This is a genomic window from Thermodesulfovibrionales bacterium, assembly GCA_035622735.1.
In the GTDB taxonomy this organism is placed as follows: Bacteria; Nitrospirota; Thermodesulfovibrionia; order Thermodesulfovibrionales; family UBA9159; genus DASPUT01.
This window is the reverse complement of record DASPUT010000174.1, coordinates 1-15,761: the sequence shown is the minus strand read 5'-3', so window position 1 is coordinate 15,761 and position 15,761 is coordinate 1. Positions and strand designations below refer to the sequence as shown.

At 52.4% G+C, this 15,761-nt stretch carries 17 protein-coding genes; 3 read left to right on the top strand and 14 right to left on the bottom strand.

Going from position 1 to position 15,761, the window contains the following annotated elements:
- Positions 1 to 116 precede the first annotated feature (116 nt).
- From VEI96_09250 to VEI96_09210, 9 genes are all read right to left on the bottom strand, one after another.
- Positions 117 to 1,247, bottom strand: a complete 1,131-nt coding sequence (locus VEI96_09250; GenBank protein HXX58172.1) for a glycosyltransferase family 4 protein — start codon at positions 1,245 to 1,247, stop codon at positions 117 to 119.
- Positions 1,244 to 1,978 (bottom strand): polysaccharide deacetylase family protein, encoded by a 735-nt coding sequence (locus VEI96_09245; GenBank protein HXX58171.1) that lies wholly within the window; start codon positions 1,976 to 1,978, stop codon positions 1,244 to 1,246. Before VEI96_09245 ends, VEI96_09250 begins: the two co-directional genes overlap by 4 nt.
- 157 nt (positions 1,979 to 2,135) lie before the next feature.
- Positions 2,136 to 3,116, bottom strand: coding sequence for a glycosyltransferase family 2 protein (locus tag VEI96_09240; protein HXX58170.1), 981 nt, complete (start codon positions 3,114 to 3,116; stop codon positions 2,136 to 2,138).
- A gap of 102 nt (positions 3,117 to 3,218) precedes the next feature.
- The gene (locus VEI96_09235) at positions 3,219 to 4,034 is read right to left on the bottom strand and encodes a glycosyltransferase family 2 protein (protein ID HXX58169.1); all 816 of its coding nucleotides are present in this window, start codon (positions 4,032 to 4,034) and stop codon (positions 3,219 to 3,221) included.
- Between the two features lie 120 nt (positions 4,035 to 4,154).
- Positions 4,155 to 4,907 carry a glycosyltransferase family 2 protein gene (locus VEI96_09230; protein ID HXX58168.1) on the bottom strand — a complete coding sequence of 251 codons (753 nt, stop codon included), beginning with the start codon at positions 4,905 to 4,907 and terminating at the stop codon, positions 4,155 to 4,157.
- A 13-nt stretch (positions 4,908 to 4,920) separates the two neighbouring features.
- Positions 4,921 to 5,736 (bottom strand): class I SAM-dependent methyltransferase, encoded by an 816-nt coding sequence (locus VEI96_09225; GenBank protein ID HXX58167.1) that lies wholly within the window; start codon positions 5,734 to 5,736, stop codon positions 4,921 to 4,923.
- Between the two features lie 73 nt (positions 5,737 to 5,809).
- Entirely contained in the window at positions 5,810 to 7,009 is a 1,200-nt protein-coding gene (locus VEI96_09220) for an O-antigen ligase family protein (protein HXX58166.1), read from the bottom strand.
- 34 nt (positions 7,010 to 7,043) lie between these two features.
- Positions 7,044 to 7,826 carry a glycosyltransferase family 2 protein gene (locus tag VEI96_09215; GenBank protein HXX58165.1) on the bottom strand — a complete coding sequence of 261 codons (783 nt, stop codon included), beginning with the start codon at positions 7,824 to 7,826 and terminating at the stop codon, positions 7,044 to 7,046.
- A 2-nt stretch (positions 7,827 to 7,828) separates the two neighbouring features.
- Entirely contained in the window at positions 7,829 to 8,575 is a 747-nt protein-coding gene (locus VEI96_09210; GenBank protein ID HXX58164.1) for a DUF3108 domain-containing protein, read from the bottom strand.
- Positions 8,576 to 8,695: 120 nt separating this feature from the next.
- On the opposite strand from VEI96_09210, the gene hisA reads away from it, so the two are divergent.
- Positions 8,696 to 9,418, top strand: a complete 723-nt coding sequence (gene hisA, locus VEI96_09205) for a 1-(5-phosphoribosyl)-5-[(5-phosphoribosylamino)methylideneamino]imidazole-4-carboxamide isomerase (GenBank protein HXX58163.1) — start codon at positions 8,696 to 8,698, stop codon at positions 9,416 to 9,418.
- A gap of 11 nt (positions 9,419 to 9,429) precedes the next feature.
- Positions 9,430 to 10,302 carry an imidazole glycerol phosphate synthase subunit HisF gene (gene hisF / locus VEI96_09200; protein HXX58162.1) on the top strand — a complete coding sequence of 291 codons (873 nt, stop codon included), beginning with the start codon at positions 9,430 to 9,432 and terminating at the stop codon, positions 10,300 to 10,302.
- Between the two features lie 22 nt (positions 10,303 to 10,324).
- On the opposite strand, the gene VEI96_09195 is transcribed toward hisF, so the two are convergent.
- The gene (locus VEI96_09195) at positions 10,325 to 11,362 is read right to left on the bottom strand and encodes a hypothetical protein (protein HXX58161.1); all 1,038 of its coding nucleotides are present in this window, start codon (positions 11,360 to 11,362) and stop codon (positions 10,325 to 10,327) included.
- Positions 11,363 to 11,463: 101 nt separating this feature from the next.
- Positions 11,464 to 12,432, bottom strand: a complete 969-nt coding sequence (gene rfaE1, locus VEI96_09190; protein HXX58160.1) for a D-glycero-beta-D-manno-heptose-7-phosphate kinase — start codon at positions 12,430 to 12,432, stop codon at positions 11,464 to 11,466.
- Between the two features lie 144 nt (positions 12,433 to 12,576).
- Here rfaE1 and VEI96_09185 point away from each other — a divergent pair, with 144 nt between their 5' ends.
- Positions 12,577 to 13,017 carry a MerR family transcriptional regulator gene (locus VEI96_09185; protein ID HXX58159.1) on the top strand — a complete coding sequence of 147 codons (441 nt, stop codon included), beginning with the start codon at positions 12,577 to 12,579 and terminating at the stop codon, positions 13,015 to 13,017.
- Here the strand turns inward: VEI96_09185 and VEI96_09180 are convergent.
- From VEI96_09180 to VEI96_09170, 3 genes are all read right to left on the bottom strand, one after another.
- Positions 13,014 to 14,372, bottom strand: coding sequence for a phosphomannomutase/phosphoglucomutase (locus VEI96_09180; GenBank protein HXX58158.1), 1,359 nt, complete (start codon positions 14,370 to 14,372; stop codon positions 13,014 to 13,016). The genes VEI96_09185 and VEI96_09180 overlap by 4 nt on opposite strands.
- 90 nt (positions 14,373 to 14,462) lie before the next feature.
- Positions 14,463 to 14,801, bottom strand: a complete 339-nt coding sequence (locus VEI96_09175) for a tetratricopeptide repeat protein (protein ID HXX58157.1) — start codon at positions 14,799 to 14,801, stop codon at positions 14,463 to 14,465.
- Positions 14,802 to 14,812: 11 nt separating this feature from the next.
- Positions 14,813 to 15,761: penicillin-binding transpeptidase domain-containing protein (locus tag VEI96_09170; protein HXX58156.1), on the bottom strand; the 949-nt coding region annotated here is incomplete at its 5' end.

Genomic DNA, 15,761 nt, shown 5'->3' with positions numbered 1-15,761 from the left:
AAAATATCGGTGACTTCCAGAATCGATCGGCACCCGACTGGACATTCCTTCACATACCGTGAGTTATATGACGGAGAAACCGGACAATCACCCATCAATTCCTGCCCCATTCCCGTTCATGGTTTCGCGATCTTATGCCCGTGCAGATCCCTTCCCTTTTTTCCAGCGATTTCCCTGATGATCCGATCAAATGCATCTCCGGTGACTCTCTCTGAAAACCCTTCCAAGACGGCCCGCTGTCCGGCACGAGCCACGATTTCAGCAAAAGCCAGATCACCAAGGTAACGGTCGAGACTTTTTGCAAGGGCATCGGCGTCTCCCGGTGGGACCAACAGGCCTGTTTTCCCGTCGATGATTATTTCAGGTATTCCTCCCACCACGGTGCCGATTACCGGCTTGCCCATTGCCATCGCCTCTATGAGTGCCATGCCAAATGCCTCCTCACAGGTCGAGGGAAGAGCAAAGACATCCATCGCAGCATACATCCGCTCGATATCCTTCCTAACACCCGTAAAAATGACCCTGTCACGCACCGAAAGTCTCCCTGCTTCTTCTTCGAGTTCATGCCGCTCCGGTCCGTTGCCGACAAAAATCAATTTCAGGCGGGGGTATTTCCCCGCAAGCAGGCCGAATGCCCTGAGAATCTCATAAACGCCTTTCCCTCGGTGGAGCTTCGCGACAGTCCCCACGACGATCTCTCCCTCTCGAACCCCCAGTTCTTGTCTTGCCTCGCTTCTGCCGACCTCTTCCGGATTGAATTTTTCGAGGGGCACGCTGTTATGGATTATCTCGATCTTACCGGGGGAGACCCCGCTCTTCAGCAGCGCTTCCCGAACCGCTCCGCTCACCGCCACGACCCGTTCGACATGGTGTTTGATGAGCCATAAGGTGGTCCTCCTGATCCTGTCAGTCTGATGCCTTATGAAGAGTATCTTCCTGCCGAGCAATAGTGCGGCCACCGCAGCAGGCCAGTATTCTTTGCCCATGTTCGCGATGATTACATCAACCCTCTCCTTGAACACGATCGCCGCTATTCTCACAATCGCCTTCAGATCCCCTGAATTTACGATCCATATCTTCCTCGCCGGAAGGGTGATCCCCCCGGCAACTTCGATCGAGCCTTCATGTGCGCACCCCATAATCACGTTATATCCGCGTTTGAACAACGCTCCCCCGAGTGTGTCGGAATGAGACTCGATTCCTCCCCAGCCTCTCCCAAGGCCTATATTTAACAAAAGGACCTTCATGCTCTGCCGCCTTTCCGATCTTCATAGTCGGAATGCATCTTAAGAACGAACAACAACGGATGGGTATGCCATCTGATGAACGACCTCCTCATCTCGAACGGATCATCTCCCCTATGGATAAGGTCTCTGTTCATCGTCGTCGCACCGAGGTAGCCGGCCTTCCTGGCCACAGCTACCGCTCTTTCGTCATAATGGCCGTAGGGGTAACAGAAAAATTCGACCGGAAGTTTCAACCTCTTTTCAATATCGGCCTTCGAGCCGAATAATTCCTCTTCAATCTCCTTAGTCGAAAGTTTCTCCAAGAACGGATGCGTTTTCGTATGGGAGCCGAACGTGACAAGATGCCCGCTCATTTCGATGATCTTATCCCAGTCGAGAAGCCTCTTCCGTATATTCAACGCCCGATAATCCCAGAGGTTATCCTTGCCCACGAGGTCCGACACGAGAAAAACCGTAGCGGGGAATCCGTACCTCTTCAAGACAGGATACGCGTTCTCATAAAAATCCTGGTACCCGTCGTCGAAAGTGAGCGCAACGAGTTTCTTATCTGAAACAGATTCTCCCCGGATATGCGACAAAATGTCCCTCAAGAAGACGACCTCGAAACCGGCTGTTTTCAGATACCACATCTGGAACCTGAACATTCGCGGAGTCACGTAGAGGCTCCGCAATTTCCCCTCTCTTGGGGGGATACCGATATTATGATACATGAGAACGATAGGCTTACCCATTCAGCCATTCCTCTGCAGAATTATCTTCATGATGCCAATAATATCTCTTTCTCAAGACTTTTATAATACTTGAATTAAGAGATTCGTGCATGCGTCATTTCCCATGCAGCGAGAGACCTTTCGAGTGCTGCCGGGCAGCCTCCTCGCTATCCTGACTTCAGCGTTTCGGGCACTCGCCGTGACGCGCGACAAAAAAGCCCTGCCCGAGGAGGTTACGGTAAAATTTAAGAAACGGTTTATAGATCTTGTAGAAGGGGTAATAAGCAAGAAATCTCCCATAGCCGTATCGAGCATCGATCTCTCTGACAGCCGCCTCCTTAGCCAGATCGTTCGTGGTGTAAAGCTTCCATATCCGGTATATGTTGTCATAGCGTATATAGTTCCGGTGAAAAAGAGGAATGGTCACATACGGCTTATTCATGTACTCGTCATAGAGATAGAAATTGTCGTAAGCCGCTAAGAGGCTTACGCTGTTTTTTGCAGTCTCCTGGCCCACATGGCGCCTGAAGGAGCAAAGCGGTTCCTTCAGGTATGCGAATTTTCCCTTTTCGAGGAGATGGAACCACATCTCTAAATCGGCAAGCTGCTTATATCGGGGATTGAATCCTCGCTCCGCATCACGCTTCCTGAACATGACAGCGGTAGGCTCTCCGATAAGATTCTTCCGCACGGACAGGCAACGGTTGATGAGTGCCCTCCCCGGCAGGAGGGTGTCGTCCTTGAAGTGCGATAGTACTTTGATTATCCGAGATTCGCCGTCAATGACATACCTGGCAGAACCCACAAGAGTTACGTCCGGGTCGAGATCCAGATGGGTCACCATTTTTTGGAGGGCTTCGGGAGACGACAACAGGTCATCCCCAAAAACAAACTTGATATATTCCCCCTTCGCTTCGGTCAGACATGAGTTCCAATTGTTCACCATGCCGATATTGGCGGAATTGATCTTGAACCGTATCCTCTTGTCGTTCTTCGCATAGCGGACGAGAAGCTCTTTCGTGTTGTCCCGTGAACAATCATCAATGATCAGGATCTCATAATCGGTAAATGTCTGCTTCTGGACGGAATCGATCGCCTCCGGCAGAAAACCGGCATAGTTGTAAGTGGGAATGCAGACGCTCACCCTTGGGCTATTCATGTTCTGCGTCTCGGGCTCTTCTCACTTTTTTCTTGTCCTGTGCCATGCGCTGCAGTGCCCCAAACCGACGGGAGAGCAAGCGTTTGTCGAAGCTGAGGACCTTCAATAGTAGCGCAACCTTCCGTCTATCCACTTTTCGATCAACGTGTGGCCGTGCCGCCTTTTCTCAAAGATCCTCCACCAGAGGGCTTGTAACTTACCGCATCTTCGCTCGATGATCCTTTTCCAGACGGTAAGGCCATATTTCCTCCGGTAGTAAGCACGATTTTCCTGTTCATAGGGACTCTCGGCCCCCTTCTCACGAAGCGCCTTCTGTGTGGCTGAGCCGAAATGATGAATGAACGAACGCCCGGTGGTTCCGAGGACAAATCCGGCGAGCCGGGCTCGGCGAAAGAAGTCCGCGTCCTCGAATTGCCCGACCTTGAAGTTCTCATCAAACATACCGATTAGATCGAAGACGCGTCGTCTCACCATAAAGCAGATTCCCTGCGCAATGCCCATGCGCGCAACAGTCCTCATGTTTCCAACGTATCCCTTTGCATATTCTGCGATGTCATAATTATATTCACCCTCACGGAACGCAGGGCTCACAATGTCAGCGCTTCTCTCTGCGGCAAAATCAAGAAGCCCTTCGAGCCATCCCTCTGAAAGGATCACGTCATTATTCAAAATAGCGATCCACGGCGCCTTGGCCGCCTTAACCCCCTGATTCCAGGCACCTGCACACCCCAGGTTCTTCTCGTTCCTAATGACCCTCACATTTGCGCATTCGGAGAGATATGCAGGAGTGCCGTCAGAGGAGCCATTATCAATGACGATGATCTCAGACTCTCTCGGCAGCGTCACGAAAAGACTCTCCATGCAGATCTTGGTGAAGCGCAATTGATTAAGAACCGGTATTACGACGCTCACCTTCATCGGATCCCGAGACTGGCGGACAAAAGCGCCGCATAATGCGTTAAAAGTGAGAGGCCTCTTAAGAAAGACACCTGTCCCTCCAGAATCTGTCGAAGATGAAGAGAAGCTGTCGCTCCCGATTCACTGCTTCTTCTCACGCTGCAGTTCGACGAGCTTGGCGTATTTTAAGAATGAACCGCCGGCCCGCGTGAAGGCGATGATGAAGCCGTCAAGTCCGTCGAGGAAGCCCATCTTCAAGACATAGACCTTGAGAAACATGACGAAACCATGCAGAAAAGGCGTCATGGCCCCTGCACGCTTGCCCGCATCGAAAAGTTCTTTCGCCATGTCCGTCGATCTCTCCTCCATGATCTGAAGCATATCGGAGTATCGGGAAAAGCTGTGGTGCTCTATCGGAGCCCTCGCTTCGGCAAGGGTGCCCGTCGTAGCCCATATCCCGTGCGTGATCGACCGGTAACGACCCCTGCTTTTCCGCACGAGACGTATGATCCTGTCCGGCCACCAGCCCGAGTGCTTTATCCACCTCCCGTGAAAAAGATTCTTCCTCGGAAAGCTATAGGCGTCCGCACTCTCTCCGGATGCGACTATCCTTTCGATCTCATGCCGCGTCTCGTCGCATATCCTCTCGTCGGCGTCAAGGATGAGTACCCATTCATGCAGACATTTGTCTATTGCACTGTTCTTTTGCGGACCATCTCCCTTCCACGCCTCCACAAATACCCTGCAGCCGAAGGCGCGTGCGATTTCGACGGTCTTGTCCGTGCTGCCCGAATCAACGACCACAACATCGTCGGAGAAAGAGACGCTCTCCAGACACGCAGGCAGCATCTCCTCCTCGTTCTTCGTGATGATCGCCACAGAAAGATCAGTCAATATCGGTATCTCCTTATTCCAGTCCCTTAAGCGATTCCTTTTCTCCAAAAGCGATCAACGTCTTTCGCAGGGAGGGGATAAGATCTCTCAGCGAAGACCCGATAGATTTTATCCTTTCGAAACCGGTTCGGTAGCTCCGAGATTTATCAAATCGCACTTCGATATTTCTCAAATGAATCTCGTTGAGCAATAATCTCAACTCACTTGCGGTAAACTCCCTGTTGTGCCGATCAGGGAAAAATGAAAGCCCTTTGTAGAGAACAGGTTCCGCATGGAGATAATGCTTCTTGTAATCCCATGTGATATGCTTCCCCCGTATCATCCGGCTGCGATTGCGAAAGCATACGGCATTCGGGACGGCTACCACGACAGTACCTCCCGGGGAGAGGACCCGATATATTTCTTGCATCGCTCTCAGATGAGATAGGGTAAAATGTTCGAACACCTCACTGCACACGACAGCGTCAAAAAAACCGTCAGGGTAGGGAATATCGTCTACTTCAACGTTACACTTCTGAAAGGATATCTTCTTTTCTTTATATATTTCAGGATACAATTCGGGCAGATCAATAATGTCGATAGCACGACACTCGTGACCGAGTTCGGATAAGAGAGAAACCAAAATACCGTTTCCCGCTCCGACATCGAGTACTTTCCTCGAATACCTCAGCCGGCAAGCGATCGTCGAAAAACCATCGATGCCGGATCTAAAATCGCGTTCTTCGTGATCATTCCGCAAATTATATAATTTATCATGCCTTCTCAGGGTGAGCGCCTTCTTAAGGATTTGCTTTTTCGATAAATCATGAACCTTTTCCACTTTCGTCATTCAGCTGTCCTTCCTTTACTTTTCCCGTTCCTGTCGTCCAAAAAACGAGAGCCGGAATATACATTTACGAGCCTTACGAAGTCCTCCTCGCACAGGCCGGCGGTAGCTCCTCTTCTTTCGTCATGGCGATGGTCCTGGAGAGCCTGTTGTCACCGGCACCTATCGCCCCGGCAATTCCGGCAAACAGCACATACGCCGTCGCCGTAGGGAACGGCAGAATCTGAGTGTCTGTCAGGCTCCCAATGATCAGGACGAGCGTGAATGATAACAAAGCGAATCCGAGAGGGATCTCACGGTTCTTCCATCCCTTTCGGAGCATCACGACGAGAAGCCAGCAGAAAGCGATCAAGCCCCCAAGACCGTAGCTTACCATCATGTAGAGAAAGCTGTTGTGCGGGTGCGCATGAAAAGGGAGCGCAGGGTCTTGCTTGTTCACTTCCCATGACTTCTTGAAACCCTCTGTCCCGATACCGAAGACCGGGTTTTTCTTTATCTCCGTTAATGCGATGCCCCACATATGGAGCCGAAGCCCTATCGAGGTCGAGATATCTCCCTGCTCATAACGCTCTATGTCCTTCTTTATCTCTCCGAATCGCGTCCGCACCACAGGGAAAGTGAAGAGGAGCGCCACGGCAAGGAGGCTGAGAAGGAGTATCCTGAGGATGTGCCTCCTCCCTATGATATTATAAACGAGCAACGGGGAGAGGATGATAAACGCGAGATAACCGCTCCTGCCGCCGACGAAACCGATAGTCCCGAAGTAAAGGAGCATCATGAAAAGAGACAGATACCTTCCCTTCCTGCCCTGTGCCTTTTGAAAATAAAAAGAGGCTATCAATATGCCGACCGTAAGAAGAAGGGAATACGTTATCCACGGTGAACTTATTCCTAACAATCCGCTCGGGGTGCCATACCGAAGACGGACCAGACCGAGGACCTGGAGGGCGGATACGACGCTGCTCAGCGCCAGCCCTGCCAGAAACATTTTGATGACGAAATCCGGATGTTTCTGCTCTCCCAACACAGACACCATTCCTATCGCGTAAAGCCAATAGTATCCCTTTGAAGCGACGTGAAGGCCGTCAGAAGGCATCGGAGAATACGCAAGGCCGATCCAGGGAAGAAGAATCAGGAATAGTACCGGCAGTGCAGTCTCTGAGGATAGCCACATCCTCGTATCTGTCAGGAATTTTCCGGAAAGTATCCAGGCGGCGAGTACCAGCCCTCCGCAAATTTCGACCGGTGAATGGGCGAGCGGGACAAAGAAAAACATGCCGGAATACCCTATCCAGATAAGTATGTCCGGATTAATTTTTTTTGACGAGCCCATGTTCACAGAAATATTCCCCCGATGCGACTGCCGCTGCAAGGAGTTTCTCATTCCTGGCGGGAACGACCTTGTTCGTCGGATGCCAGAGGTGGAAACAGACCGCCATGAATTGGTGGACCTTCTTCATGAGTCCGTACTTGAAAAACCGGCAGGCAAGGTCTGAATCTTCATTGCCCCATCCCACATACTCTTCATTAAAACCGTTCACGGCGATGATATCCCGTCTGAAGAAACTCATGTTGCAAGACTTTATGCCCTTGAGTTTCGTGTTCTTTACGGCAGGGAAGAAAGGAAGACGGACGAGATGATGGACATTCGAAATCTTTCCTATTATGGCCATTGTGATGAGGATGGCCGCCGAGTCGGCGTAGGTGTGGTCGAAGGCCTCGACCGCGCTCCTGCTGACAAGTACCCTCTTCCCCTGGATAAAGTATCCTTCTTCCGCAAGGGAGAGGTGGTCAGCTATGAAGTGTCTGTTCAAGACGCAGTCCCCGTCAAGGAGTATCAGATACTCTCCGGTCGATTGGTTTATCGCATCGTTCCGGATTTTGGCAGCCCTGAATTCCCTATGCTCCTGCCACACATAACGGACGGGGAATGACGCTGCCCCGGAGAACCTCTTGACTACCTCGGCGGTCTCATCCCCGGAACCGTCATCCGCAATAATGACCTCGTCGGGCATCCGGGTCTGACCCAGTATGCTGTCGGTCGCTTTTTTCAGGGCGGAGGGACTGTCATACGTCGTTGTGATGAGAGACACCTTCAATAGTTCCCTCCGACGAGCCGAGCGGTTATGGAACCGATTCCGGTCCCTGTCTTCATCTTCACCGGTATCCGTCTTCCATCGTCCGTCAGCCAGATCCTGATATCTCCCTTTCTGAAGAATATGCCCTCGGATTTCATCAGGGGTTTAATGACAATGGTCTGGAATTCGCCTGCCGGGACCGAGATCTTCTCCCTCCCCGTCACCTGCACTTCTACATCCAAAACCTTCTTGCTGTCAAAGATGGTGACATAAACCGACTTGCCGACTTCAAGATGCATCGTCCTGAGGTAGAAGAAACTCGATAAGGGATCAAAGATGAGGGAAGGAATCCCGTATTCCCTTCTCTCGTCAGTGAGGTAATCGATATAAAGGGCCTTTGAGACGTCACGATAGAAGATTACCTCTTTGTCCTTCTTTCGTTTTCCCTCCCGTAAATTCAGCCTATAGTTGACGGGCTGCCCCATCCCGTGTTTCGTCGAGTCCTTTGTGAGCAGGCTTTCGACCCGGTCATCGACGGTATAAAAAACTGAAACCCATTGGGCGGATTGTGCCCTTGAGGTTATGGTCAAACGGTCTCCGCCTCCCTTCACCTCAAGAATCGCCTCGCCAGCCTTGATACCCGTCCAGGTGAGATCGTATACGAGCCTCTCGGGGATGGCAAATGAAAACCCTCCCTTGGGAACAAAGAAAATGCAGATTACAATCCCTGCAATGCATGCGCAGAAGTAGCGTATATACGACATGAAGTTTCTCATCGACCAATATCCGGGAATCTTACAACTCAGGGGGTACCACGGCTGTTTCCTGATCAGCCGTCTTCGCCATGAACTGCAAACCTATAACTCCTTTTGGTATATTAATACATGCATGTAATTCCTGCAATAGATTTGAAAGGCGGCAAATGTGTAAGACTCCTCCAGGGGCGGGAGGATGCGGTCACCACGTATTCAGACGATCCGGTCTCGACAGCGAGACGATGGGAGTCTTGCGGTGCGAAGCTCCTCCATGTGGTCGATCTTGACGGGGCGTTCACAGGGGGTCAGAAGAACTTCGAAGCTATCAGAAACATCAGAGATGCTGTGGCGATGGACATAGAGGTAGGAGGAGGGATCAGGGATTTAGAAAAAATTGATGCGCTCGTCGGCATCGGTGTCAACAGGATCATACTCGGAACCGTTGCCGTGGAAAACCCTGATCTCCTTAGCGAGGCATGTGATAAATACCCCGGCAGAATCCTCGTCGGCATCGACGCCAGAGACGGCAAGGTCGCTATAAAGGGATGGGTAGAGGTCACTGCGCTTGATGCGATAGAGATGGCGCGGCAGGCAGCAGAAAGGAAAGCGGCGGGAATCATCTATACGGATATTACTACAGACGGCATGATGACGGGGCCCAACAAGAAGGCGGTAGGAGAAATGGTCAGAGCGGTACCGATTCCGGTGATAGCCTCGGGCGGTGTCTCGTCCCTGCAGGATATCACGGGACTGATGGAGATACCCGGGCTTTGGGGTGTGATTACCGGCAAGGCGATTTATTCGGGGGCACTGGACCTGAACGAAGCAGTCAGACTCGTCGGCGGGAAATAAAAGAGGAACAGATGCTCGCGAAGAGAATCATACCGTGTCTTGATGTCAAGGACGGGCGCGTCGTCAAAGGGGTCAGCTTTGTCAATCTGCAGGACGCGGGAGACCCCGTTGAAAACGCAAAATTCTACGATGAACAGGGTGCCGACGAGCTCATCTTTCTTGATATCACGGCATCGCATGAGAAGAGGAAGATTATTATCGATGTGGTCGAAAAGACTGCCGATGACGTCTTCATGCCCCTGACCGTCGGCGGCGGCATAAAGACCCTTGATGACATCAGGGATCTCCTGAGGGCCGGCTGCGACAAGGTCTCTGTGAATACGACCGCGGTGAAAGACCCGTTCTTTATCAGCAGGGCGGCCGAGCGCTTCGGCAGCCAGTGCATCGTGGTCGCGATCGACGCAAAAAGAGTTCATGACACTCTGCCCGATGCAACGGGTGAGAACTGGTTTCAGGATCCCTCCCTCAAAGATGTCCGCCTGAACCTTCTGGAAACAATCCCTCCTGCCCTAAATGGAGACGGAGGCTTATTATGGGCGATCTCGACGCACGGCGGGAGAAAGATGAAACGTATCGATGCCGTACGATGGGCGAAGAAGATGGAAGAACTTGGAGCCGGAGAGATAATGCTCACGAGCATGGACAGAGACGGAACGAAGGACGGCTACGATATAGAGCTTACGAAGGCGATATCAGAGGCCGTCTCTATCCCCGTTATCGCGTCAGGCGGAGCCGGCAACCTCGAACACCTTTACGAAGGGTTTGTGCAGGGGAAGGCGGATGCCGTGCTTGCAGCATCCATATTTCACTTCAGAGAGTATACCATCGGAGAGGCAAAGGAATATCTGCGATCAAGGGGCGTCCTTGTGAGACTCTCATCATAATCTGTGACTCGGTTCACCCATCTCACCCTGCGCAACTTCTGACGGTCTTCTTATCCGGCTTCTCTATCCTGCGGGTTGCGAGCAGATCATCACATGCCGGTGAGACACCCACTACGAACTGATGCCCCGACTCAATGACCGTCACCTCCACCTCCGGAAGGCCCTTCGCATCGGAGTACCGTGCGCAGAGCGACGCAGCAAGCGTGAGGAAGTCCCGGGAGCCTGCGCCCGTGAGAAGAACAACCGGACTTCCGAAGCCCTCAACATGGAGAAGGTAGTTTGCTCTGTTTGCAAACGCCTCCAGTACTGCATTTTCCCTTTCGTCTCTCCCGACAACCACCTTGCAGGTCGGCGAGAACCTGAAATGCCTTCCCACCCGCAAGAGCGCGAGATCGTGGAGAGAGGGGTCCGGATTGTGTCCGAGGAGTTCTCGTAACCGGTGAGAATAGTTCGGCTCTGTCAGGAGACAGCCTCCGGCAGGAGCCGGGTAGTCTGTCAGTCCGATCTCTTTCGCAAGGGACATCTGCGGCTTCCTTGAGCGGCCGCTGAAGCTGTATAACCCCTCTCTCCGCACCATTCCCTTTTCTTCAGGCACCGTCACGCGGAGCAGTTTCGCGCTGAGCGGCCTCACCACATATCCCTTTACGCCTGCCTCCCGATCAATGATATCGAGAGTATCTCTCCTCTGACTCATAGGCCTCTGGCCGACCACCTCGCCGGTCACGAGGAAATCAGCTCCGGTCATCTCCATGAGAGACTTCGCTTCTCTGAGCATGAGAATCCTGCAGTCGATACAGGGGTTCATGTTTCTCCCGTGTCCGAACTTGGGATTCTTCACAATCTCGATGAACTTGTCCGAAAGGTGACAGAGTTTCACGGTAAACCCGAATTCTTCCGCGGCAGGAAAGGGATTTTTCGAGCAGGAGGAACTGTCGCTGATATCACAGCCGAAATGGGTGAGAAAGGTGACGGCTGTGACGCTTATCCCCTGCCTCAGCATGATGAGGACCGCGAGGGTGCTGTCGAGACCGCCTGATAATAATGCTATCGCCTTAACCATGGAATTGATAACACGAATGCTTTGCCACAGAGATCATAGAGCATTCTAGATAGAGCGCCAAAATTGGTGTCCTCCGCGGTCAGCATCGTCAGAATGGAGAATCACTTTCTGCTCCGTCTCACAGACGCAAGGAGTTTTTCAGGAGTCACCACCGCGGTTCCGACCTCTCCGACTACGATCCCAGCCGCATGGTTCGCGATCGCAGCAGCCTCCCGCATCGTCGCTCCGGAAGCGTATGCGAGGGTGAAGGCCGCGATGACCGTATCGCCCGCGCCGGTAATATCGTATACGTGCTGGGCCACGGTAGGTATGTTCGTAACCCCGTCTCTTTCGAAGAGGCTCATCCCTTCCTCCCCTCTCGTTATCAGGACCGCCATCGAGGAGAGTTTCTTCAGGAGGGTTTTGCCCGCCCTGAGGAGAGACCTTTCGTCCTTTATCTCCACTCCTGAACCGCTCGATGCCTCTGCCAGATTTGGAGTGACGAGAGAGACCCCTTTGTAACAATGGAAATGGCCGGCCTTCGGATCGACGGCAACAAGCTTGCCCTTCGGTTTCGCGATCTTCAGTATCGCCCTTATGAGTTCCGGTGATACGATGCCTTTCTTATAGTCCGAAACAATGATCGCATCATGCTCAGCGATAGCTCTTCCGAGAAAATCTATGATGGTGCTGAGGACACGCCCCGCGATACGGTTCCTCTCTTCCTTGTCGAAACGGACAACCTGCTGGTTGTGCGCGATCACCCTCGTCTTCATCGTCGTCGGCCTGGCATCTTCGAAGACCGCGCAACCGACCCCCTTCTCGTCAAGAAGCTTCCGCAGGACTTCTCCGGCGCTGTCCCTGCCGACAATACCTGCAACCGTCGCCTTTCCGCCGAGCGAAACGACATTGCCCGCGACGTTAGCAGCCCCCCCGAGCATAAAGGTATCGTTCGTAACTTCGACCACAGGTACAGGTGCCTCAGGAGAAATCCTGTCCACCTTGCCCCATATGTAACAGTCAAGGATGAGGTCGCCGACAACGAGGACGCGCTTCCCCTTGCACCTCCTCAGAAAATCTTTCAGATTCATCGTTTACCATAACCCACCCCTTCGCGAAAAATCAATAAACCAGGGAAATTGACCCATAAAAAGTTTTTATCAACCCCTCTTGTTTTTTTCGGGGATAAATGTTTTATAATGTTTAAAATTGCAGTTACAAGGTGATTTGTTAACATGGCTAGAAGGAAACCTGTAAATGAGTTAACGGAAGAAGAAAAAAAGGGGATGCCCCTATATCCCATAGGGATCGTCTCAGAACTCATAGGAACGACAGACCAGACCCTGCGGCTCTATGAGAAACACGGCCTCATTACCCCTGCGCGTCGGAACAAAAACAGGTTTTACTCTGAAAACGATATCAAATGGCTCAGGTGTGTCAGGGATCTCATCCATGTAAGGAAGATAAGCATAGAGGGGATAAAGAAACTCCTTGAATATGCCCCGTGCTGGGAAATAACCGATTGCCCCGAAGACAGAAGGAAAAGGTGTTCTGCCTTCATGGACAGAACCAAGCCCTGCTGGGAGATTAACCGTCTAATCTGCAATGAACAGGCGGGGAAGAAGTGTGAAGATTGTGTCGTTTTCATCTCACACGACAAGAAAAGGAAGAATTAGAGGCACTTCTTCAGCCTCCCTTCAACGAATTCCCGTATCCGCTTGAGAGAATTTGCGTCCTTCGCCTCAAATCTCATTACAAGCACCGGTTGCGTATTCGATGCCCTGACAAGCCCCCATCCGTCCGGAAATTGAATCCGTATGCCGTCAATATCGATGAGGGGACAGTCGGCAAACGATGCCTTTGCCTTTTCGATCACCCTGAATTTCATCTCGTCGGGGCACGGAAACCGTATCTCCGGTGTCGAGACCGTCAGCGGCACATCGGAGAGAAGGGCCCTGATGGAGTAGGGCTCGCCTTTCCGCGAGAGTATCTCTACAAGCCTGAGGCTGGCATAGATCGCGTCATCATACCCGAAATACCTGTCTGCAAAGAAGAGATGACCGCTCATCTCGCCGGCAAGGAGCGCCCCCGTCTCTCGCATCCTGCTCTTTATCAGGGAATGCCCCACCTTTCCCATGATCGGGTTACCGCCGCGCATTCTTATCTCGTCAAAGAGTGTCTGGGAGCACTTAACCTCCCCGATGACCGTGGCACCGGGGTTCTTCTCGAGGATGTCCCGTGCAAAGAGAATCAGTAGCTTGTCACCCCATAGGGTCTCACCCTCCTCATCGACAACACCCAAACGGTCGGAATCGCCGTCATATCCTATGCCGATGTGAGCCTTCTCAGCCTTCACCCTTTCGCTGAGGTCCTTTATATTTTCAGGTACGACAGGGTCGGGATGATGGTTTGGGAACCTGCCGTCCGGCTCACAATAAAGCTCTATCACTTTGCAGCCGAGGGCCCTCAGGAGAGCGGGAGCGACAAGGCCTCCGGTCCCGTTTCCGGCATCCACAACAACCTTCACCCCTTGAAGGTTTCCGAAGAGCCCTTTCACGTAAGATAGATACTCGGCGATGATATCATGCCCCTGCATGCCCCCCGAGCCCTGAACGGCTTCTCCCTTCTCCACGAGTCTCCGTATCTCCTGGATGCTCTCCCCGTACAGGGTTTCCCTGCCTGCGCTCAATTTAAGCCCGTTAAATTCGGGAGGGTTATGGCTCCCCGTTATCATGACCCCGCCGTCAACGGGGAGGCGATGCAGGGAGAAATACTGGAGGGGGGTAGGGCAGACACCGATATCGATGACGTCGACACCGCTTGCGAGAAGTCCTTTGGCAAGACTGCTGAAGACGGCCTGCGAGCTCAGTCTAACATCCCTGCCGACGGTAATGGTAATCTTCTCTTTCGAAAACCGCTTTCCGAGAAAGACGGCAAGGGCCCTTCCGATGGCATCGACGCTCTCTTCCGTCAGGTCCCTTCCCCAGACGCCTCGTATGTCATACTCACGGAATATGTGCGGATCAATCATCGGAATCGCAAAGCGCCTTGCAGGGCCCGCAGCAACCGGGTATCACCACGGGACAGGATCGCCGTCATGGACATCCGCACGGGCAGCCGGTCATTTCCTCTTCTTCCCGAAATCGATTTCCCTCGGCGTAAAATTGGGGTCTATGAGATAGGCCTCCCTGAAATATTCTGAGGCCTCTTTCCTGTTCTTCAACTTATAGTTCGCATAACCGAGGAGATAGTAGGCCCCTGCATCGGGATTCTGGGCGACATATTCCTTCAGGTATTTAACGGTCGCCTTAAAATCTTTCTTGTGATAGGCATGGAGGGCCTTATCATAAAGGTCCTCCTGCGCGGAGAGCACCGGAGCCGCGAACATGAGGATAAGACATCCGAATAAGAGAAGCTTGCAAAAACCAGACGTCCTCGAAACAAGACTCTTCCGTGACATTGGACACCCCCTTAATCGAAATCTAAACGTGACGGTTCCCTCGTCTCCCGGCCGGAAGGTTTGATCGATGAGTATTCCTTCGGCTGGGTCCCGTTCTTGAAATACTCTTTGAGGCCGGATCCTTCCTCCTTAATGAGAAGCCCGCTCGCCGGGTCTATGGGATAGTTCGTGATCCCTTCCGGCACCGCAAACCCCGTGGGTTCATCGGTGCTCACGGCCTTCATGAAGTTTACCCAGATCGGCGAAGCAGCCCTGGCGCCGGTCTCCTGGTTGCCGAGGGGACGCATGTCGTCAAAACCGACCCAGACGCAGGCGACCATCTCAGGGGTATAGCCGATAAACCAGGCATCCCGGTAATCATTCGTTGTTCCCGTTTTCCCGGCAACAGGTCTTCCCAATGCCTTCGCCCTCCATCCCGTCCCGTAATTGACGACATCCTCCATCATAGATGTAATCAAAAAGGAAGTGGCCGGGTCTATCACCGGTTCTCCTTCCGACACATTGCTCTCGAGGACCCTCCCTTTCGTATCTGTCACATACTTAATCGCGATCGGATGCATCTTGACGCCGCCGTTGTCAAAGACGCTGTAACTCATGGCGAGATCGAGCGGGGTGACGCTGATACTGCCGAGGGCTATCGTCAGATTGCGGGGCATATCCCCTTCCAGTCCTATCCCTTTCGCAAAATTGATCACCTTATCAACCCCTAAGGCATCCACAAGTTTAACCGTAACAACATTTCTCGAATAGGTCAAGGCCTCTCTCAGTCTCGTCGGCCCGTAATATTTATGGTCGTAGTTCTCCGGGCTCCAATCGCCCTTCGGCCCGCCTTTGTAGGTTACCGGCTCATCGATAATAATGCTTGCGGGAGTAAACCCGTTATCCAGCGCAGCCGCATAGATAATCGGCTTGAACGCAGAGCCCGGCTGCCGTTTCGCAGAGACGGCCCTGTTGAATTCA

What these genes read in the sequence shown, in the direction of transcription:
- VEI96_09250 (HXX58172.1), bottom strand. Translation starts at nt 1,247, where the DNA reads ATGAAGGTCCTTTTGTTAAATATAGGCCTTGGGAGAGGCTGGGGAGGA.
- VEI96_09235 (HXX58169.1), bottom strand. Translation starts at nt 4,034, where the DNA reads ATGAAGGTGAGCGTCGTAATACCGGTTCTTAATCAATTGCGCTTCACC.
- VEI96_09180 (HXX58158.1), bottom strand. Translation starts at nt 14,372, where the DNA reads ATGATTGATCCGCACATATTCCGTGAGTATGACATACGAGGCGTCTGG.
- hisA (HXX58163.1), top strand. Translation starts at nt 8,696, where the DNA reads ATGCATGTAATTCCTGCAATAGATTTGAAAGGCGGCAAATGTGTAAGA.
- rfaE1 (HXX58160.1), bottom strand. Translation starts at nt 12,432, where the DNA reads ATGAATCTGAAAGATTTTCTGAGGAGGTGCAAGGGGAAGCGCGTCCTC.
- VEI96_09220 (HXX58166.1), bottom strand. Translation starts at nt 7,009, where the DNA reads ATGTTTTTCTTTGTCCCGCTCGCCCATTCACCGGTCGAAATTTGCGGA.
- VEI96_09240 (HXX58170.1), bottom strand. Translation starts at nt 3,116, where the DNA reads ATGAATAGCCCAAGGGTGAGCGTCTGCATTCCCACTTACAACTATGCC.
- VEI96_09175 (HXX58157.1), bottom strand. Translation starts at nt 14,801, where the DNA reads ATGTCACGGAAGAGTCTTGTTTCGAGGACGTCTGGTTTTTGCAAGCTT.
- VEI96_09195 (HXX58161.1), bottom strand. Translation starts at nt 11,362, where the DNA reads ATGGTTAAGGCGATAGCATTATTATCAGGCGGTCTCGACAGCACCCTC.
- VEI96_09185 (HXX58159.1), top strand. Translation starts at nt 12,577, where the DNA reads ATGGCTAGAAGGAAACCTGTAAATGAGTTAACGGAAGAAGAAAAAAAG.
- VEI96_09210 (HXX58164.1), bottom strand. Translation starts at nt 8,575, where the DNA reads ATGTCGTATATACGCTACTTCTGCGCATGCATTGCAGGGATTGTAATC.
- VEI96_09225 (HXX58167.1), bottom strand. Translation starts at nt 5,736, where the DNA reads ATGACGAAAGTGGAAAAGGTTCATGATTTATCGAAAAAGCAAATCCTT.
- hisF (HXX58162.1), top strand. Translation starts at nt 9,430, where the DNA reads ATGCTCGCGAAGAGAATCATACCGTGTCTTGATGTCAAGGACGGGCGC.
- VEI96_09245 (HXX58171.1), bottom strand. Translation starts at nt 1,978, where the DNA reads ATGGGTAAGCCTATCGTTCTCATGTATCATAATATCGGTATCCCCCCA.